This window comes from Lacibacterium aquatile, assembly GCF_042683105.1.
Classification (GTDB): domain Bacteria; phylum Pseudomonadota; class Alphaproteobacteria; order Elsterales; family Elsteraceae; genus Lacibacterium; species Lacibacterium aquatile.
In genome coordinates, this window is record NZ_JBHUIP010000003.1 from 19,613 (window position 1) to 39,493 (window position 19,881).

A 19,881-nucleotide genomic window follows, 5' to 3' on the forward strand; every position below is an offset into this window, starting at 1 on the left:
AACGACCATGGGGCGTTTTGCCAGGGTTCGATGCCGAAAACGCAGATCTTCAGATAAAGCTTTCGAGGTCAAAAGATGTGTTTTCTGTCGAAGAAGGCAAGTCCGGCGATAGATTCTAATTTCATCAATCTTTAAATTGTGAATTCAACGCAGTGATTAGGGCTTGATTTACCAAATTCGGCGCTTCGATACTTGGTAAGTGTGCGGTATCCAGATCTACGCATACTGCGTTGGGGATTGTCTTTGCCAGTGCCGCTGTTCGCGCCACTATATGGGGAAAATCGAGCAGACCACTGATCAAGGTGGTCGGGTGTCTGATAAGGTGGAGGCTGCCGAAAGCCGACGGCATTTCCGGCAGCGGAACTGGCGGATGGCGCAGGGCGATGCCGTTCATATCAAGAAACAACGTGCGGGCTGCCCCCTGCACCCGTCCTTCTACTGACTGTGGGCCGTCGAGCCAGAGGTGCGCCTCAAGTTTATTCACCTGGTCCAGATCGCCTGCGGCTTCGGCCACATCAAGGCCGTCGATCAGTTCCTGGATCAGTGAGGGATAGTGGTCGGGGCCGGTCGCGCCGCTGATTGATGGCGCGATCAGGACCAACGAGGCGATCCGCTCGGGATGGGCAAGAGCGGCATCGATGGCGATCCTGCCGCCCTGGGAACAGCCGATCAGGCTTGCCTGCTGGATGTTCAGGTGATCGAGCAGGGCGAACAGATCGTCGAGATAACCCACGACCGAAGCATCGCAGCGCGTCTGGCCAAAGCCGCGCCGGTCATAGGCGATGACGCGGTGGGTGCCGACCAGGGCCTGCATCTGCTGGCGCCACATGCGCTGATCGGCGACACCGGCATGGAGAAACACCACGGGGGGACCGCTCCCCGCCTCTGTCACAAAAAGCTCGGCGCCCTTATGGGGAAACGAAAAGCTGCGGGCCGTCATCGACGGAATTCTCCAGAAAAGAAAAGCCCCCGCAGGAAGGCTGGCTCCATGCGGGGGCTCTTGATCTCGACGGCGTTTGCCTATCGCCCTTCGGGCTACTTGAGGCCGACGCTTAGATGTCGAACAGCAGGCGCTGCGGATCTTCCAGGGCGTCCTTGACCTTGATCAGGAAGGTGACGGCTTCGCGGCCATCGATGATCCGGTGATCGTAGGACAGCGCCAGATACATCATCGGGCGGATTTCGATCCGGTCGCCGCTCTTGTCGCTGATGACGACTGCGCGCTTCTGGATCTTGTGCATGCCGAGGATACCGGACTGCGGCGGGTTCAGGATCGGGGTCGAGAGCAGCGAGCCATAGACACCACCGTTGGAGATAGTGAAGGTGCCGCCCTGCAGCTCGTCCAGGCCCAGCTTGCCGTCGCGGGCACGCTTGCCGAGTTCCGCGATCTTCTTTTCGATCTCGGCATAGCCCAGCTTGTCCGCATCGCGCAGGACCGGAACGACCAGACCCTGTTCGGTGCCGACAGCGATGGCGATGTCGTAGAAGTTCTTATAGACCAGCTCGTCGCCCGAGATCTCGGCATTGACCGCCGGGAGTTCCTTCAGCGCGGCAACGCAGGCCTTCACGAAGATCGACATGAAGCCCAGCTTGGTGCCGTGCTTCTTTTCGAAGGCTTCGTTGTACTGCGCGCGCAGGGCCATCGCAGCCGACATATCCACCTCGTTGAAGGTGGTCAGCATGGCGGCGGTGTTCTGGGCTTCCTTCAGACGCTCGGCGATGCGCTTGCGCAGGCGGGTCATGCGGACGCGCTCTTCACGCGGGCCAGCGGCGACCGGAGCAGCAGCTGCAGCCGGGGCAGCGGCGGGGGCACCGGCCTTTGCAGCCAGGGCGTCGAGCACGTCGCCCTTGGTCACGCGACCGTCCTTGCCCGAACCGGCCAGGGCCGCGGCATTGACGTTATTGTCGGCAGCCAGCTTGGCGGCGGCGGGCATCGGCGCGTGACCTGCCGAAGCAGCCGGAGCTGCGGCGGGAGCCGGTGCGGGCGCAGCGGCGGGAACAGGAGCCGGAGCGGGCTGGGCCGGGGCAGTTGCAACGGCCTTGCCGTCGCCGCCGATGACACCCAGCAGGGCGCCGACGCCGACATTCGCGCCTTCAGGGGCGGCGATGTCGGTCAGCGTGCCGGCGGACGGTGCGTTGACTTCCAGCGTCACCTTGTCGGTTTCGAGTTCAAGCAGGGCTTCGTCCTGCTTTACGACGTCGCCGACCTTCTTGAGCCACTTGGCAACAGTCGCTTCAGAGACCGATTCACCAAGCGTTGGGACTTTGATTTCCGTCGCCATGATTTTCCTCGAATTTACGCGTCAGTTTAAAGGGTGAGAGCGGCGTCGACGAGCGCTGCCTGCTCTTGATTGTGGCGCTTGAGCAGACCGGTGGCCGGAGCTGCGGCATCGGGGCGGCCGACATAGACCGGACGCTTGCTCTTGTGACCCATGGCGATAAGGGCGCTTTCGATACGACGATCGAGGAAGTGCCACGCACCCTGGTTCATCGGCTCTTCCTGGCACCACACAACCTCTGCATTCGGGAACTTCGACAGTTCCTCGGTCAGCGGCTTGTGCGGGAAGGGGTAGAGCTGTTCGACGCGGCTGATCGCGATGTCGGTGAGGCCACGCTTCTCGGCTTCGGCGGCCAGATCGTAATAGACCTTGCCAGTGCAGAGGACGACGCGCTTCACATCGGCGCCCGCGACCGACGAGCTGCGGTCACGCAGCACGCGGTGGAAGGTTTCCGACGGCACGAAATCCTCGAAGTCCGACACGGCTGCCTTGTGGCGCAGCAGGGACTTCGGCGCCATGACGATCAGCGGCTTGCGGAAGTCGCGGCGGATCTGGCGGCGCAGGGCATGGAAGTAGTTGGCCGGGGTCGTGATATTGACCACCTGCATATTGTCTTCCGCGCAGAGCTGCAGGAAACGCTCAGGGCGGGCCGAGCTATGTTCCGGACCCTGGCCTTCATAGCCGTGGGGGAGCAGCATCACGAGGCCGGACATACGCAGCCACTTCGATTCGCCCGACGCGATGAACTGGTCGATCATGACCTGGGCGCCGTTGACGAAATCGCCGAACTGGCCTTCCCACAGCACCAGGGCATGCGGGTCGGCAAGGCTGTAGCCATAGTCGAAGCCCAGGACCGACAATTCTGCCAGCGGGCTGTCGATGACTTCGTAGCGGGCCTGGCCCGGACGGATGTTGTTCAACGGTTCGAAGCGGGTTTCGTTTTCCTGATCGATCAGCACCGAGTGGCGCTGCGAGAAGGTGCCGCGGCCCGAGTCCTGGCCCGACAGGCGGACCGGAACGCCTTCGACCATCAGGGTGCCGAAAGCCAGGGCTTCGGCGGTTGCCCAATCGAGGCCCTTGCCGGTTTCGAACATCTGGCGCTTGGCTTCCAGCTGACGCTGGATCTTGCGGTTGATGTTGAAGCCTTCAGGATATTCCGTGAGCTTGTAGCCAACCTCGCGCAGGATCGACGGATCGAGGCCGGTGGAGCCGCGACGGTCGTCTTCGGGCGCGCGCTTCAGACCGCTCCACGAACCTTCCAGCCAGTCGGCCTTGTTCGGCTTATAGGACTTGGAGGCTTCGAATTCGCGTTCCAGATCGTCGAAGAAGGCGTTCACTTCCTGCTCGGCGCCTTCGCGCGTCAGGTGGCCTTCCTGGATCAGACGATCTTCGTAGATCTGACGGGTCGTCGGATGGGTCGCGATCTTCTTGTACATCAGCGGCTGGGTGAACGCGGGCTCGTCGCCTTCGTTATGGCCGTGACGGCGATAGCAGACGATGTCGATCACGACGTCGCGCTTGAACTGCATGCGGAATTCGGTCGCGATGCGGGTCACATGCACGACCGATTCGGGGTCGTCGCCATTCACGTGGAAAATCGGCGCCTGAACGCCCTTGGCCCAGTCGGTGGGATAGGGGGTGAAGCGCGAATAGGACGGAGCCGTCGTGAAGCCGATCTGATTGTTCACGATGAAATGCACGGTGCCGCCGGTGCGATAACCGCGCAGTTCGGCCAGTGCCAGGGTTTCCGGAACCAGACCCTGACCCGCGAAAGCGGCATCGCCATGGAACAGCATCGCCATGACCTGGGTGCGGTCGGTGTCGTTCTTCTGATTCTGCTTGGCGCGCACCTTGCCCAGGACCACCGGATCGACGGCTTCCAGATGCGAGGGGTTGGCGGTCAGCGACAGATGGACGAACTGGCCGTCGAACTCGCGGTCGGCGGAGGTGCCCAGATGGTACTTCACGTCGCCCGAGCCTTCGACATCGTCGGGGGCGGCGGAATTACCCTGGAATTCGCTGAACAGTGCCTTGAAGGGCTTCAGCATGACGTTGGTCAGGATGTTCAGGCGGCCACGATGGGGCATGCCCAGAACAACTTCGCGCAAGCCCAACTGGCTGCCGCGCTTCAGCACCTGTTCGATCGCCGGGATCAGCGATTCGCCGCCATCCAGACCGAAACGCTTGGTGCCGGTATATTTCTTGTCGAGGAACCGCTCCAGTCCTTCGGCTGCGATCAGGCGGTTATAGATCGCCTTCTTGCCGCGCGGGGTGAAGTCGGTGGTGTTTTCCTGTTCGCCTTCGATGCGCTTCTGGATCCAGGCGCGCTGCTCGGTATCCTGAATGTGCATATATTCCACGCCGATGGTGCGGCTGTAGATGGCACGGGCGCGGGCGACGATTTCCTTGACCGTCGCCGTCTCGAAGCCCAGGGCCCCATTGACGAAGATCGGACGGTCGAGGTCGGCGGCGGTGAAGCCGAAGAATTCGGGCTCCAGCTCGGTATGGGCTTTGCGGGCGTCGAGCTGCAGCGGGTCGAGGGTCGCTGCGAGATGACCGCGCGAGCGGAAGGCGCGGATCAGCATCAGCGCGCGCGCGGTATCCATCGCAGCCTGCCGGGCCGATTCGGTCGAAACTTCGGCCTTGGCGGCATCATTGGCGGCGGGCTTGCCGCCCTTGCCCTTTGCCGGGGCAGCAGCGGTCGGATCTTCGGCGCCGATGATCTTGGAGCGGGACCGAGCCCAGCTTGCGCCTTTCAGTTCCCCTAGGACGCCGCGGGCGTCGTCGTCGAGACCGGCGAAAAAGCCCTGCCAGCTTTCATCGACCGAAGAAGGGTCGACGATATAGCGGGCGAACATTTCCGCGATGAAGGTGGCGTTGCCGCCGAACAGAAAGGAATTCGAAGAGGGCTGGGTTGCCATAGTTAAGATCGGCGGAGCGTCTTCCGCCCCGCCGCCTCGAGTTTGAGGTTAGCCTCGCATACGTTCCAGCATCGCGCTGCCCAGAGCCGCAGGGCTCTCGGCGACGGTGATGCCGCAGGACTTCATGACTTCGACCTTGAAGTCAGCCGTGTCGTTGCCGCCCGAAATGACCGCACCGGCATGACCCATGCGGCGGCCCGGAGGAGCCGTGCGACCGGCGATGAAGCCCACAACCGGCTTGCTGGTCTTGGAGTGCTTAATGAACTCCGCACCCTTGACCTCGGCGTCGCCGCCGATTTCGCCGATCATGATGATGCCTTCGGTTTCCGGGTCGGCCAGGAACATCTCGAGCGAGTCGACGAAGTTCGTGCCGTTGACCGGATCGCCGCCGATGCCGATGCAGGTGGTCTGACCCAGGCCGGCAGCCGTGGTCTGTGCAACAGCTTCATAGGTCAGGGTGCCCGAACGGGATACGATGCCGATCTTGCCACGCTTGTGGATGTGGCCCGGCATGATGCCGATCTTGCACTCGCCCGGCGTGATGACGCCCGGGCAGTTCGGACCGATGAGGCGGGTCTTGGAGCCGAGCAGCGCGCGCTTCACCTTCACCATGTCGAGGACGGGAATGCCCTCGGTGATGCAGACGGCGAGGCGGATTTCCGCGTCGATGGCTTCCAGGATCGCGTCAGCCGCGAAGGGAGGCGGAACATAGATCACGGTGGCATCGGCGCCGGTGATCTTCACCGCGTCGGCAACCGTGTCGAACACGGGCAGGCCCAGATGGGTCGCGCCGCCCTTGCCGGGGGTCACGCCGCCAACCATGCGGGTGCCGTAGGCAATGGCCTGTTCGGAGTGGAAGGTGCCCTGCGCGCCGGTGAAGCCCTGGCAGATGACCTTGGTATTCTTATCGACCAGAACGGCCATGTTATGCGGCCTCCTTCACGGCCTTGACCACCTTTTCGGCGGCGTCGGCGAGGTTGTTGGCGGACAGGATCGGCAGGCCCGATTCGGCCAGGATCTTCTTGCCCAGATCGACGTTGGTGCCTTCGAGACGGACGACCAGCGGCACATGCAGGCTGACTTCACGGGCAGCAGCGACAACGCCTTCGGCGATGACGTCGCAGCGCATGATGCCGCCGAAGATGTTGACCAGGATGCCGCCGACGTTCTTGTCAGCCAGGATGATCTTGAAGGCCGCGGTAACGCGTTCCTTCGTGGCACCGCCGCCGACGTCGAGGAAGTTGGCAGGCTCGCCGCCATAAAGCTTGATGATGTCCATGGTGGCCATCGCGAGACCCGCGCCGTTCACCATGCAACCGATGTTGCCATCGAGCTTCACGTAGTTCAGTTCGTGACGACCGGCTTCGATTTCCAGGGGGTCTTCTTCGTCTTCGTCGCGCAGCTCGGCCACGTCCTTGTGACGGAACAGGGCGTTGTCGTCGAAGTTCATCTTGGCATCAAGGGCGATGACGTCACCCGCGCCGGTGATGACCAGCGGGTTGATTTCGACGATCGAGGCATCGAGCGCGATGAAGGCTTCATACATCGCCAGCACGAACTTGACGCAGGCGCCGACCTGCTTGCCTTCCAGACCCAGAGCAAAGGCAACGCGACGGGCGTGGTGAGCCTGGAGCCCGGCGACCGGATCGATGGCCAGCTTCAGGATCTTTTCCGGATGGTCGTGGGCGACCTCCTCAATCTCCATGCCGCCTTCGGTCGAGGCCATCACGGTGACGCGGCTCGACGCGCGGTCGATCAGCATGCCGAGATACAGCTCGCGCTTAATGTCCGCGCCTTCTTCGATATAGAGGCGCTTAACTTCCTTGCCCGCCGGGCCGGTCTGCTTGGTCACGAGGGTGTGGCCCAGCATCGCCGCTGCGTTGGTCTTCACGTCATCGACGCTCTTGACCACCCGCACGCCGCCCTTGCCGTCCGGATCGCTCGTGAAGCGACCTGCGCCGCGACCACCAGCGTGGATCTGCGACTTGACGACATAGACGGGACCGCCCAGGCCTTTGGCGACTTCCGCCGCCTCATCCGGCGTATAGGCAACACCGCCGCGCGGCACTGCAACGCCAAACTTCGCCAAGAGCTGCTTGGCCTGATATTCGTGGATATTCATTCGTCCCCCCGTTGATCGCGACCGGCTTTTACCGACCGACCACCCCGACAGCGTCGAAGCTGGAGCCTAGAGTTAAGACCCGCCGCGTTGCAGGAAGATTTCCTTCAATGCGGCGAGCCAGAATTTTTCTGTCGCCAACCAGAACAGTCGGCGACGAAGTGACGGTCCGCACCTTACCACCGGGCAGCGACGGCTCATACCGCCTATTGCGTCGGGGCAGGGTTGCGGAACTCGTCATACAAGTTACGCCTTCTTGGCGTCGAGATCCTTGCAGATCTGGACCAGCTGGCGCACCGAATCGCAGCTCTTGTCGAAGCCGGCCTTTTCGGTGGCATCGAGCTGGATTTCCACGATGCGCTCGACACCACCGGCGCCGATGACGGTCGGGACACCGACATAGAGGTCCTTCACGCCATACTGGCCATCGAGGTAGGCGGCGCAGGGCAGAACGCGCTTCTTGTCCTTGAGGTAGGCATCGGCCATCTGGATCGCGGCCGAAGCCGGGGCGTAGAAGGCCGAACCGGTCTTCAGCAGATTGACGATCTCGGCGCCGCCATCACGGGTGCGCTGAACGATCTGGTCGAGCCTTTCCTGGGTGGTCCAGCCCATCTTGACCAGATCCGGCAGCGGAATACCGGCAACGGTCGAGTAGCGCACCGACGGGACCATCGTGTCGCCGTGGCCGCCCAGCACGAAGGCGGTGATGTCTTCGACCGAGACGTTGAATTCTTCGGCCAGGAAGTAGCGGAAACGTGCGCTGTCCAGCACGCCGGCCATGCCGACGACCTTGTTCGCGGGCAGGCCCGACTTCTGCTGCAGAACCCAGACCATCGCGTCGAGCGGGTTGGTAATGCAGATCACGAAGGCGTTCGGGGCATACTTCTTGATGCCTTCGCCGACCTGGGCCATGACGCCCGAATTGATACCGATCAGATCGTCGCGGCTCATGCCCGGCTTACGCGGCACGCCTGCGGTGACGATGATGACGTCGGCGTCCTTGATGACGCTGTAGTCGGAACCGCCCGACATCTTGGCGTCGAAGCCTTCGACGGGCGAGGCTTCGGCGATGTCGAGGGCCTTACCCTGGGGAACGCCGTCAGCGATATCGAACATGACGATATCGCCCAGTTCCTTGAGGCCAGCCAACAATGCCAGGGTGCCGCCGATATTGCCGCTGCCGACTAGCGCAATCTTATTCCGTGCCATGATGGAAACCTCGCCTTGAAATGCGATGGAAAAGGAGGGCCGCACAGGAGGCCCAGCCTTTGGTGCCGGACGTTGTCCGACACGGTCCACTAGGCTTCCCAGACGGGGGCTGACTACCCCGAATCAGGGGCTGAACGCAAGGAAAAGCAGGCATTGCCGCCATGCAAAAAGCGGGACGTGTTGTCGCGCCTTTCGCACTACATACCTGCTGCCGCTTATTTGTGCTTATAGACCGGGGCGCGCTTTTCGGAAAAAGCGTTCATGCCTTCCTTCTGATCCTCGAGCGCGAAGGTGGAATGGAACAGCCGCTTTTCCGCCCGCAGCCCTTCTGTCAGCGTGGTGTCGAAGGCGCGATTCACGGCCTCCTTGGCCATCATGACGACGGGGCGCGAGAAGGAGGCGATCTTTTCGGCGGCGGCCAGTGCCTCTTCCAGCAGCTTGTCCGCCGGGACGATGCGGGAGACGAGATTGCAGCGCTCGGCTTCTTGCGCATCCATCATGCGGCCAGTCAGAATCAGATCCATCGCTTTGGATTTGCCGATGGCGCGGGTCATGCGCTGGCTGCCGCCGGCTCCCGGAATGGTGCCGATGGTGATTTCTGGCTGGCCGAACTTGGCGGTATCGGCGGCGATGATGAAGTCGCACATCATGGCAACCTCGCACCCGCCACCCAGGGCGTAACCGGCGACGGCGGCGATGACCGGTTTGCGGCACAGGGTCACGCGCTCCCAGTCCAGCATGCCGATGAAGTTCTCGGCATAGGCCTCCTGGAAAGTCTTGTCCTTCATTTCCTTGATGTCGGCCCCGGCGGCAAAGGCGCGCTCGGACCCGGTCAGGACAAGGCAACCGATCTCCGGGTCGCTATCGAAACTCGCCAGCGCCTCGGCCAGTTCGGCGATCAGCTGCTTGCAGAGCGCATTCAGCGCCTTGGGGCGATTGAGGGTGATGAGGCCGACGCCTCCACGCTTCTCCGTCAGGATCATTTCGTAGGGCATAAGTCCTCCTCTTTATGTTGGCCTACCGCCCTTCGGGCTACTTGAGGCCGGGCTTTTTCTTTATGGCGCGGGTGCGATGGTGAAGCGCACGGTCAGGGCTTGGGGCGAGCCGCCGAAATCGAGGCGCAGGGTCTCCCCCTCGCGCTTGAAGGCAGAGGCTTCGCTGCGTTTCCAACCCAGCTGGGGCAGGCTGACGGCATAGAAGGCCAGCACGGCGGCTTCCGTGACGGGACCCTTGGCAAAGGCAACGACGATGCGGCCTTGCGGGCTATCGAAGGAGGTGCCGCCATCGACGGCCAGCAGGCCCGGCGCCAGCGGTACATCCTCGACCCCCGTCACATAGGTCTGGGCGGCCATCGCGGGCGTTGCGATCAGAAGCAGGGCGGCGAGCAGGGCGCGGATCATCGACATGACTATCGGTCTACCTGAGGGGGGTGACGCTGGCAACGGGTCTTAAGTGGGCTGGCAACTGCGGCAGAAAAAGGTGGTACGGCCGGTCTGTACCATCTGCTTGATGGGGCTGGTACAGGTGCGGCAAGGCTCGCCCGTCCGGCCATAGACCGTCCATTCATGCTGGAAATAGCCAAGCTCGCCATTGGGCTGCACATGGTCACGCAGGGTCGATCCGCCCACCTCGATAGCGCGGGCCAGCACCTGCTTGATGCAGATCGCCAGCAGATCGCAGTCGGCGCGGGAGAGCAGATTGGCCGGGCGGTCCGGCGCGATCTTCGCTTTATGGAGCGCCTCGGACGCATAGATATTGCCGATCCCGGCGACCACGGTCTGATCCAGGATCACGGCCTTGATCGGGCTGCGGCGGTTCTTGATCGCCTCGGCGAGCACCCCGCCGTCGAAACTATCCTCCAGCGGTTCCGGGCCGATATCCTTGATCAGCGGATGGTTCGGCCAGTCCTTGGAGGTGGTCAGATCGACGAGGCCGAAGCGACGGGCATCGTTGAACCGTAGGTTCCAGCCGCTGGCGCTTTCGAAGATCAGATGATCGTGCTTCTCGTAGGCATTCGGGCGGCCATAACTCATGACGACGCGACCGGACATGCCGAGATGCAGGATCATCACCTGCCCATCGTCGAGATCGACCAGCAGATATTTCGCCCGCCGCCGCACAGCCAGTACCTTGCGGCCGGTCAGGCGCTTGCCGAAATCCTTTGGAATCGGGAAGCGCAGGGTGTCGCGGCGCGCTTCCACATGGGTCAGGACATGGCCTTCCAGCGGTTGGATCAGGCCCCGGCGGACGGTTTCTACTTCGGGTAATTCAGGCATGGCGACAGTCTGCCGTTATCGGATCTGCGTGTCGAGACGGGTCGCCAGGGCCTTGAGCATCCGGGCGATGGCAGGCTCGGTCTGGGCGGCGAACTCATCTTCTTTCCACAGCACCGAAACGCCTGAGGCGACGACGCCGATCCGGGTCTTGGAGCCGCCATCGGCCGCAAGATCCACGCGGATGAAAAAGAGCCTGTCGAACCAGCGACCGAGCCCCGGCTTCACTTCCCAGGCCAGCCGGCCCGGCCGGGCTTCGATCCAGGTGCCGTTCAGAGGTTCGTCGGTGCCGTCTTCCTGGATGAAGACAAAATCCAGCGGGCCACGCACGACGGGCGGACCTTCCATCCAGGTCAGGGTCGGGTTCCAGCTGCGATAGTCGGAGGTTTCCGAGATCACCGCCCAGACCTGGGCCGGGGTGGCGGCGAGATCGATCTCCACATCCACCCGACGCTGCCAGTTGGCAAGACTCGCCAGCAGTCCGACCAGCAGAAAGGCCGCCAGCGTCTGGAGTGTCCCCCGCATCAGGTGCGGGGGGCGTGCTTGGCGAGGATGCGCTGCAGAGTGCGGCGATGCATGCGCAGGCGGCGGGCGGTTTCAGACACGTTCCGCTCGCACTGTTCGAACACACGCTGGATATGTTCCCAGCGCACCCGTTCGGCCGACATCGGCAGTTCGGGCGGCGCGGGCAGGCTGTCGGTGCTGTCCAGCAGAGCCGCCGTGATCGCGTCGGCATCGGCGGGCTTGGGCAGATAATCGACGGCGCCCGCTTTCACGGCAGCGACGGCGGTCGCGATATTGCCATAGCCGGTCAGCATGACGATGCGCATATCGGCGCGGGCTTGACGCAGGGCCGCGACGACATCGAGGCCGCTACCATCGGCAAGACGCAGATCGACCACGGCATAATCGGGCGGTGCTTCGTCGGCCTGGCGCACCCCTTCGGCCACGCTGGAGGCGGTATGGACAATGAAGCCACGCTTCTCCATCGCCCGGGCAAGGCGGTTCAGGAGGGGCTGGTCATCATCGACCAGCAATAGCGAACGGGCAGGCGCGTCACTCATCGGCAGCGATCCCTCAACTTCATTCTTATGCTCGTTAATTAGCCGGATTTGGTCGCAAACGCAGCAACTCGATGCGTGACCGTTCCCAGGTGATCAGAACGCGGGCGCCGCCTTCCTCGCGATTGAAGAACTGCACACGCCCGCCGGAATGGCTTAGCAGCGTCGTGGCGATGAAGACGCCCAGGCCCATATGGCCGCCGTCGCCAGCCCGGGTGGAGACATAAGGTTCACCCAGCTGCGCCAGCATCCAGGGCGGGAAGCCGGGGCCATCGTCATCGATGGCCAGCGCGACCTCCTCGCGGTCCCAATAGAGCCGCAGCTTCACCCCGCCCGAGGCGAACTGCGCGGCGTTCTGGATGAAATTCCCGATGCCATGGACCAGTTCCGGCGTGCGGGCCAGTTGGGGTTCCGAACCTTCGCAGTCATCCTCGATCACGATGGAAACGGGGACGGGCAGCAGATCGGCCTCGGACGCCAGCTCGGTGATCAGGGCCGACACGGCGGGTCGGTCTAGGACATTGCCGCTCTGATCGTCATGAGGCGCCTCGGACAGGCGGGCGAGGATATCGCGGCAGCGCGCGGCTTCGGACACCAGCAGATCGATATCGGCGCGCAGGGGATCGTCCAGTTCGACCTCCCGCGATAGTTCCTTGGCGACCACGGCGATGGTGGAGAGCGGGCTGCCCAATTCATGGGCGGCGGCGGCGGCCAATCCACCGACAGCTGAAAGTTGCTGTTCGCGGGCAAGCGCCATCTTGGTGGCGGAGAGGGCGGCGGCCATGGTGCGGGCTTCAGCCGCGACCCGCCAGGCATAGGCGCCGATGAAGACGGTGGCGGACGCTATGGCGACCCACAGGCCGCCTTGATAGAGGCGCGGCAGCTCGAACCCATCCGGCGTCGGCCAGGGGATGGGGCGATGCCAGAAGGCGAGCGCGGTGATCGACCCGATGGCCAGGGCGCCCAGGATGGCGGTGGAGCGCAGCGGCAGGATGGTGGCGCTGATCGTGACGGGCACGATGATGATGACGGCAAAGGGGTTGGTCAGGCCGCCGGTCAGATGCAGCAGGGCCGAGACCTGGAGAATATCGAAGGCGAGATGAGTGGCTGCCGTCCGCCTTCCCAGCCAATCCTGGCGCGAGCGGGACAGCAGCAGATGCAGGTTCATCAGGCCTGCCGCCGCGATCACCGACAGGCATTCCAGCAGGGGCAGCGATGCCTTGAGCAGCACCTCGGTCACATAGAGCGACAGCCCCTGGCCGACGATGGCGACCCAGCGCAGATAAAGCAGCGTGCGGACACGCACCGCGCCGCGCGTAGCAGGCAGCGCTTCGGCGGTCAGCGTGGCGGCTTCCCCGTCCTTGCGTTTACCCGTTTCGTCCAAATGTTTCGCCTCCGGCTGATCGGGCCGAGACTATGCCGGTTGTTCGCCTACGTCGATGCGCATGAAGCCGCAGGGGGGCGCTCGGCGGGAGGCATGATCTCCGTCGTTGTCGGAAATGCTCGGATCCTCACGTACAGACGTACGCTCCCGCGCGCGTCGCGCGCTGATTACGATAGGCGGCAACGCCGCCGGGTCCTGCGCTTCCCGCCGCCTAGTATCTCATGCCTCCCGCCGTCGCTTCTAAAGCCCAAAAAAAATCTGTCATCCCGCACTTGATGCGGGATCTCGTGTGGCCGAACTCCGTTTGGCTTTGCGACGCGGCTTGTCCACGGGAGATCCCGCATCAAGTGCGGGATGACGAGTCATTTTAAGATCAAGCCGCCTTCAGCCGCTCCACGAACCTTCCGACGGCATCTTTCAGGTCGGTTGCTTCCCGGCTTAGTTGGCCTGCGACATTCAGCACATGATCGGCGGCCGATCCGGTGCCGCTGGCGGCTTCGGTCACCTGATGGATGTGGCTGGAGACATCGTCGGTGGCGGTGCTCGCCTCGCTGACCGCGCGGGCGATCTCCTCGGTCGCTTCGCCCTGGTGGGTGACTTCGCGCACGATCTCGGCATTCAGGTCATCCAGGGTGCGGATACGCTCGGCCACATCGGCGACAGCGCCTGCCGCCGATCGCGTCATCGATTGGATCGCGGTGATCTGGGTTCCGATCTCGTCCGTTGCCCGGGCGGTCTGATTGGCCAGGGCCTTAACTTCAGACGCGACGACGGCAAAGCCCTTGCCTGCTTCGCCCGCGCGCGCTGCTTCGATGGTGGCATTGAGCGCCAGCAGGTTGGTCTGACCGGCAATCGCATTGATCATATCGACGACCTCGCCGATGCGGTCTGTCGCCTGGGCCAGGGTCTGCATCGCCTCGCGGATAGACTGGGTATCCTCAACCGCCACATGGGCCAGCTCGCCCGCCCGGGTTGCCCGGGCCGACACATCGGTGAGCGAGGCTGACAGCTGGGTCGCCGCCCCGGCAACCGATCCGACCGACCCGGCGGCGGCGCGGGAGGCAACAGTCACGGCCATGGCTTCATCGCGGGTCTCGCTGGCGGTCTGGGCCATGGTATGGGCCGTCGCTTCCATCTCGGTCGCGGCCTCTGACACGGTCTGCACCACATGGCGCAGACTGGTGTCGAGCTGGTCGGCGAGATCGAGCAGGAGGATGCGGCGCTCGGCTTCCGCCTGGCCCTTCATGGCTTCGGATTCCAGGGCCAGCTGCTGCTTGTCGAGGGCGTTCTGGCGGAAGACCACCAAGGCCTCGGCAATACGCCCCAACTCGTCCCGGCGCCCGGCGGAGGGGATCGGTTCACCGAGCGCGCCACCGGCAAGACGCCGCATGGCATCGGTCAGGGCGCGGATGGGGCGGGTGAGGCCGCGGGCAAACAGAATGCCTGCCGCGCCCAGCATCGCCATGATCGCGGCGCCCACGGCCAGCAGTTCATATTGCAGCTGACGGGTGGCGCTGCCGATCTCCTCCAGCGCCATCGATCCGACGACCGCCCAGCCAAGACCATTGCCGGTGACGGGGCGATAGGCGGCGATGACCGGCCGCCCCTGGGGATCGACGCTGGCCATGATGCCGCTCTCGCCTGCCAAGGCTCGGGCTGCGGCTTTGCCATTATCCTGGAGGGTCAGCACGGCATCGGCACCGACATCGCGCATGGCCGAGCGCAGCAAGCGGTCGGGGCCGACAAGATAGGTCTGGCCGGTCTCGCCCATTCCGGCGGCGACCGACAGCAAGGCGTCGATGCGCAACAGCGGGCTTTCGATAACCAGAATGCCCGCAAAACCGTCCGCGCTATGGATCGCGGTGGCGAGGAAGCCGGTCGGACGGTCGGCATAGGCGGCATAGGGCGCAATATCGGAGGCGCGGACCTCGGTCGACTCTGGGTTCTTGCGGATAATCTCCACCAGCTTGGCGAGGCTGCTGTCCTTGAAGGGGCCACTGGTGAAGGAGGTCGCGAAATCGCTAGCCTTGGCGACGGAGTAGATCAGGGCGCCCTTGGTGTCGAACAGCTTCACATCACCATAGCCGCGTTCGTCCCGCACGATCTTCAGCCAGGGGTGATGGGATTTATGGGCATTGGCGTAGAAATTCCCGCTGCCAGGATCGAGGATGGCGGCGCGCTCCTCGGGCGTCTTGCCGTCGATGAAGGCGGCCCGCAGTTGAGACTCACGGTCCAGACCGTAGGACTGCCAGCCGATGCCAAGATCGCTGGCGGCGCCGACAATGGCGGGGCTGGTGGCCAGGACGCGCATGTCGCGGGAGATATCGACCAGATAGCTGTCGATGGCGGCGGCGCGGCTTGAAACCAGCGCTTCCAGCTTGCCTTGCGCGGCAGCCGTCAATTGTTCGCCGCCGCGTAAGGAGGCGATAAGTCCGCTGGCAATGGCGGCGGCCAAAGCGCCGGAAACGATCAGGGCAGGAAGCTTCAGGCCGATGGACAGGTTCGAAAAGGAAAGCGCCACACTGCGTCTCCTAAAGATCGCGATTGATTGTGTGCGGCTATTTACGGGGTGTTTCGTGACAGCTTGCTGACCGTTTCAAAAAATGGTTAAGACGCCTGTGCATGGCGCCATGCGCGAAACTAACGAAAAATCCATGTGCGATTAGGGGACTTCGCCGTTGCGGGAAACGACGACCCGTCCTACATATCGCCTCGTGAACCCTAATGGGGATTGCCGAGGCGCCGATATCAGGTCGGTCGACCGGGCTGATAGGGCCGAGGCAGATCCGCCGAGAAAGAGGATAGACACGGTATGAGCAAGGTTATTGGTATCGATCTTGGTACGACCAACTCCTGCATCGCCATCATGGATGGCAAGAACGCACGAGTGATCGAGAACGTCGAAGGCGCGCGCACCACGCCGTCCATCGTCGCCTTCACCGAAGGTGAACGTCTGGTCGGGCAAGCCGCGAAGCGCCAGGCGGTCACCAATCCGGAAAACACTCTTTATGCCATTAAGCGCCTGATCGGTCGTCGCTTCGACGACGCGATGGTTAAGAAGGAAGCGGGCCTCGCCCCCTTCAAGATCATCTCGGGTGACAATGGCGATGCCTGGGTCGAGTCGCGTGGCAAGAAGTACGCCCCCTCGCAGGTCAGCGCCTATATCCTTGGCAAGATGAAGGAAACCGCAGAAGCCTTCCTGGGCGAAAAGGTCACCCAGGCTGTCATCACGGTTCCGGCTTATTTCAATGACGCCCAGCGTCAGGCGACCCGCGATGCGGGCAAGATCGCGGGCCTCGAAGTCCTGCGCATCATCAACGAACCGACCGCTGCCGCCCTGGCCTATGGCCTGGACAAGAAGGGTGCGGGCACCATTGCCGTCTACGATCTTGGCGGCGGTACCTTCGACGTCTCGATCCTGGAAATCGGCGACGGCGTCTTCGAAGTGAAGTCGACCAACGGCGACACCTTCCTGGGCGGTGAAGACTTCGACCAGCGCGTCATTGCTTACCTCGCCGACGAGTTCAAGAAGGACAATCCCGGCATCGACCTGCGCGGCGACAAGCTTGCCCTGCAGCGCCTGAAGGAAGCTGCCGAAAAGGCGAAGATCGAGCTGTCGACGGCGACCCAGACCGAAGTCAACCTGCCGTTCATCACCGCCGACCAGACAGGTCCGAAGCACCTCAACATCAAGTTGACGCGCGCCAAGCTGGAAGCCCTGGTCGACGACCTGATCGAGCGTACGCTCGAGCCGTGCCGCAAGGCGATGGCCGATGCAGGCGTCAAGGCTGCCGATATCGCTGAAGTGGTTCTGGTCGGCGGCATGACCCGCATGCCCAAGATCCTGGAGACGGTGACCCGCTTCTTCGGCAAGGAACCCCATCGCGGCGTGAACCCGGACGAAGTCGTCGCTATCGGCGCGGCTATCCAGGGCGGCGTTCTGAAGGGTGAAGTGAAGGACGTCCTGCTGCTCGACGTGACCCCGCTGTCGCTGGGCATCGAAACGCTGGGCGGTGTCTTCACGCGCCTCATCGACCGCAACACCACGATCCCGACCCGCAAGAGCCAGTCCTTCTCGACCGCCGACGACAACCAGACCGCTGTGACGATCCGGGTTGCCCAGGGCGAGCGCGAACTGGCTGCCGACAACAAGATGCTCGGCCAGTTCGACCTCGTCGGTATCCCGCCCGCACCACGCGGCGTGCCGCAGATCGAAGTGACCTTCGACATCGACGCCAACGGTATCGTCCAGGTTTCGGCCAAGGACAAGGCGACCGGCAAGGAACAGCAGATCCGCATCCAGGCTTCGGGCGGTCTGTCCGACGCCGAAATCGACAAGATGGTCAAGGATGCCGAAGCCAACGCCTCGGAAGACAAGAAGCGCCGCGAAGCCATCGAAGCCCGCAACAGCGCAGACGCTCTGATCCACACCACGGAAAAGAGCCTCGCTGAACACGGCTCGAAGATCAGCGCCGCTGAAAAGTCCGACATCGAAACCGCCCTGGCCGATGCCAAGGCCGTTCTCGACAGCGGCGATGCCGCTGCCATCAAGGACAAGACCGATGCGCTGGCCAAGGCGTCGATGAAGCTGGGCGAAGCCATGTATCGCGAACAGCCGGAAGGCGGTTCGGATGATGCGGGCGATGCCGGTGCCGCTCCCTCGGGCGATGCCGGTGCCTCGGCGCAGGCAGACAGCACCGTGGTCGACGCCGACTTCGAAGAAGTCGACGAACGCAAGAAGGGCCGCTCGGCCTAAGGCTTTACCGTACCGCCGCCGGGTCGAACCGGCGGCGGTGCTCCTTCTAGGGTAAGGCTCTGATGGCCAAACAAGACTATTACGAGCTTCTGGGGGTCGAGCGCGGTGCGTCTGCCGACGACCTGAAGCGCGCCTATCGCAAGCTCGCGATGCAGTATCATCCGGATCGCAATCCCGATGATAAGTCTGCCGAACAGAAATTCCGCGAAATCAGCGAAGCTTACGAAGTCCTGAAAGACGACGACAAGCGCGCGGCCTATGACCGCTACGGCCATGCAGCCTTCGAGGGCGGCATGGGCGGCGGCGCTGGTGGCGGCGGCTTTGGCGGTTTCGATTTCTCCTCGGGCTTTGCCGATATCTTCGACGAGGTTTTCGGCGAGTTCATGGGCGGGCGCCGGGGTGGCGGCGGTGGCGGCGGTTCGCGCGGCGCCGATATGCGCTACAACCTCGAGATCAGCCTCGAAGATGCCTATGCGGGCACCGAGACCCTGATCACGGTAGTCGCTAGCGAACAATGCGAGGTCTGTGAAGGCTCAGGCGCGGAAAAGGGCTCCAAGCCCGTGACCTGCCCGACCTGTTCGGGCCGTGGCAAGGTGCGCGCGCAGCAGGGTTTCTTCACCATCGAACGGGCCTGCCCGCGCTGCGGCGGCCATGGTCAGGTGATCGAGAATCCCTGCAAGAGCTGCGCTGGTTCCGGTCGTACCCGCAAGGAACGCACGCTGCAGGTCCAGATCCCGGCCGGGGTCGAGGATGGCACCCGCATCCGCATGTCCGGCCAGGGCGAGGCGGGTCTGCGCGGCGCACCGCCGGGTGACCTCTATATCTTCCTGTCGGTCGCACCGCATCGCCTGTTCCAGCGGGATGGCGCCAATATCTATTGCCGGGTGCCGATCCCCATGACGACGGCCGCCCTGGGCGGATCGATCGAGGTTCCGGCCGTCGATGGCAGCCGGGTCAAGATCGCGGTTCCGCCGGGCACGCAGACGGGACATCAGTTCCGCCTGCGCGGCAAAGGCATGTCGGTCCTGCGCTCGCCTGCCCGTGGCGACATGTATGTGGAAGCCCAGGTCGAAACGCCGATGAACCTCACGCCCCGCCAGATCGAACTGCTGAAGGAGTTCGAGAACGAGGGCGAGCAGGAACAGACGAACCCGCAGACGTCTGGCTTTTTTTCCAAGGTCAAAGAATTCTTTAACGACCTTGGCGGGTGAGTCTTCGGGCGCGATACGTCATGAAAACCCCGGGGCCTAGCTCCGGGGTTTTTATTTGAGCAGCGGCCAGAGGGTTGCCGCCAGCAGCAGGCCCATCGCGATGTTGAAATATTTGAGGCGTATGGGATCTGCCAGGAAGCCTTTCAGCGCCATGCCGAAGGCGGCCCAGACCGCGACGCTCGGAATATTCACGAGGGCGACGGTGGCGGTGATCATCGCCACCGACCAGAAGGGATCTGAGGCATTGGTATAGATCGCCATGATCGAGGTTGCGGCGACCCAGGCCTTGGGGTTGATCCATTGGAAGCTCGCGGATTGCAGGAAGCTCAGCGGCCGTTCACCGGCCTTGCTTTCCTTTGCCATTGATCGTGCCATGGCGATCTTCCAGGCGAGATAGAGCAGATAGCTGCCGCCGGCGACCTTGAGGGCAAGGCCCAGCGCCGGCCACGCGGTCAGCAGGGCCCCGAGCCCCAGGCCGACCGCCACCAGCACGCTGCTGAGACCGGCGGTGATCCCCAGGACCTGGGGGATCGTGCGGCGAAACCCGAAATTGGCGCCCGAGGCCAGCAGCATGAAATTGCTGGGGCCGGGCGAGATCGAGCCCACAAAGGCAAAGAGGGCGAGCGCCAGCAACAGATCGGGGGTCATGAGGCCTTCTCCGGAGGTTT

Annotated in this window: 16 protein-coding genes; 2 read left to right on the forward strand and 14 right to left on the reverse strand. The window is 63.4% G+C overall.

Annotation, left to right across the window (positions count from 1 at the left end):
• Positions 1–124: 124 nt before the first annotated feature.
• The 13 genes from ACFSM5_RS01980 to ACFSM5_RS02040 all read right to left on the reverse strand — a co-directional run bounded on the left by ACFSM5_RS01980 (position 125) and on the right by ACFSM5_RS02040 (position 15,767).
• A complete protein-coding gene (locus tag ACFSM5_RS01980) occupies positions 125–940 on the reverse strand; it encodes an alpha/beta fold hydrolase (RefSeq protein ID WP_379874553.1) in 816 nt (271 codons plus the stop codon).
• A 112-nt stretch (positions 941–1,052) separates the two neighbouring features.
• A complete protein-coding gene (odhB, locus tag ACFSM5_RS01985) occupies positions 1,053–2,282 on the reverse strand; it encodes a 2-oxoglutarate dehydrogenase complex dihydrolipoyllysine-residue succinyltransferase (protein WP_379874554.1) in 1,230 nt (409 codons plus the stop codon).
• Between the two features lie 26 nt (positions 2,283–2,308).
• A complete protein-coding gene (locus ACFSM5_RS01990; RefSeq protein WP_379874555.1) occupies positions 2,309–5,200 on the reverse strand; it encodes a 2-oxoglutarate dehydrogenase E1 component in 2,892 nt (963 codons plus the stop codon).
• Positions 5,201–5,248: 48 nt separating this feature from the next.
• Positions 5,249–6,124 (reverse strand): succinate--CoA ligase subunit alpha, encoded by an 876-nt coding sequence (gene sucD, locus ACFSM5_RS01995; protein ID WP_379874556.1) that lies wholly within the window; start codon positions 6,122–6,124, stop codon positions 5,249–5,251.
• A 1-nt stretch (position 6,125) separates the two neighbouring features.
• On the reverse strand, positions 6,126–7,322 hold the full coding sequence (sucC, locus tag ACFSM5_RS02000; protein ID WP_379874557.1) for an ADP-forming succinate--CoA ligase subunit beta: 1,197 nt from the start codon (positions 7,320–7,322) through the stop codon (positions 6,126–6,128).
• Between the two features lie 243 nt (positions 7,323–7,565).
• Positions 7,566–8,528, reverse strand: a complete 963-nt coding sequence (mdh, locus tag ACFSM5_RS02005) for a malate dehydrogenase (RefSeq protein ID WP_379874558.1) — start codon at positions 8,526–8,528, stop codon at positions 7,566–7,568.
• A 215-nt stretch (positions 8,529–8,743) separates the two neighbouring features.
• On the reverse strand, positions 8,744–9,523 hold the full coding sequence (locus ACFSM5_RS02010) for an enoyl-CoA hydratase (RefSeq protein ID WP_379874559.1): 780 nt from the start codon (positions 9,521–9,523) through the stop codon (positions 8,744–8,746).
• A gap of 60 nt (positions 9,524–9,583) precedes the next feature.
• A complete protein-coding gene (locus ACFSM5_RS02015; RefSeq protein WP_379874560.1) occupies positions 9,584–9,934 on the reverse strand; it encodes a hypothetical protein in 351 nt (116 codons plus the stop codon).
• A gap of 42 nt (positions 9,935–9,976) precedes the next feature.
• Positions 9,977–10,804 carry a bifunctional DNA-formamidopyrimidine glycosylase/DNA-(apurinic or apyrimidinic site) lyase gene (mutM, locus tag ACFSM5_RS02020; protein WP_379874561.1) on the reverse strand — a complete coding sequence of 276 codons (828 nt, stop codon included), beginning with the start codon at positions 10,802–10,804 and terminating at the stop codon, positions 9,977–9,979.
• A 15-nt stretch (positions 10,805–10,819) separates the two neighbouring features.
• The gene (locus ACFSM5_RS02025; protein WP_379874562.1) at positions 10,820–11,326 is read right to left on the reverse strand and encodes an SRPBCC family protein; all 507 of its coding nucleotides are present in this window, start codon (positions 11,324–11,326) and stop codon (positions 10,820–10,822) included.
• Positions 11,326–11,865 (reverse strand): ActR/PrrA/RegA family redox response regulator transcription factor, encoded by a 540-nt coding sequence (locus tag ACFSM5_RS02030; protein WP_379874563.1) that lies wholly within the window; start codon positions 11,863–11,865, stop codon positions 11,326–11,328. The genes ACFSM5_RS02025 and ACFSM5_RS02030 overlap by 1 nt, the downstream gene beginning before the upstream one ends.
• A gap of 34 nt (positions 11,866–11,899) precedes the next feature.
• Positions 11,900–13,246 carry an ActS/PrrB/RegB family redox-sensitive histidine kinase gene (locus tag ACFSM5_RS02035; RefSeq protein ID WP_379874564.1) on the reverse strand — a complete coding sequence of 449 codons (1,347 nt, stop codon included), beginning with the start codon at positions 13,244–13,246 and terminating at the stop codon, positions 11,900–11,902.
• 373 nt (positions 13,247–13,619) lie between these two features.
• Positions 13,620–15,767, reverse strand: coding sequence for a methyl-accepting chemotaxis protein (locus tag ACFSM5_RS02040; protein WP_379874565.1), 2,148 nt, complete (start codon positions 15,765–15,767; stop codon positions 13,620–13,622).
• Between the two features lie 291 nt (positions 15,768–16,058).
• Between ACFSM5_RS02040 and dnaK the strand changes: the two genes are divergently transcribed.
• Positions 16,059–18,002, forward strand: coding sequence for a molecular chaperone DnaK (gene dnaK, locus ACFSM5_RS02045; RefSeq protein ID WP_379874566.1), 1,944 nt, complete (start codon positions 16,059–16,061; stop codon positions 18,000–18,002).
• A 62-nt stretch (positions 18,003–18,064) separates the two neighbouring features.
• Positions 18,065–19,213, forward strand: coding sequence for a molecular chaperone DnaJ (gene dnaJ, locus ACFSM5_RS02050; RefSeq protein ID WP_379874567.1), 1,149 nt, complete (start codon positions 18,065–18,067; stop codon positions 19,211–19,213).
• A gap of 51 nt (positions 19,214–19,264) precedes the next feature.
• Here the strand turns inward: dnaJ and ACFSM5_RS02055 are convergent, their stop codons facing one another.
• Positions 19,265–19,861: a LysE family translocator gene (locus ACFSM5_RS02055; protein WP_379874568.1), complete on the reverse strand. Its 597-nt coding sequence runs from the start codon at positions 19,859–19,861 to the stop codon at positions 19,265–19,267.
• Positions 19,862–19,881 lie beyond the last annotated feature (20 nt).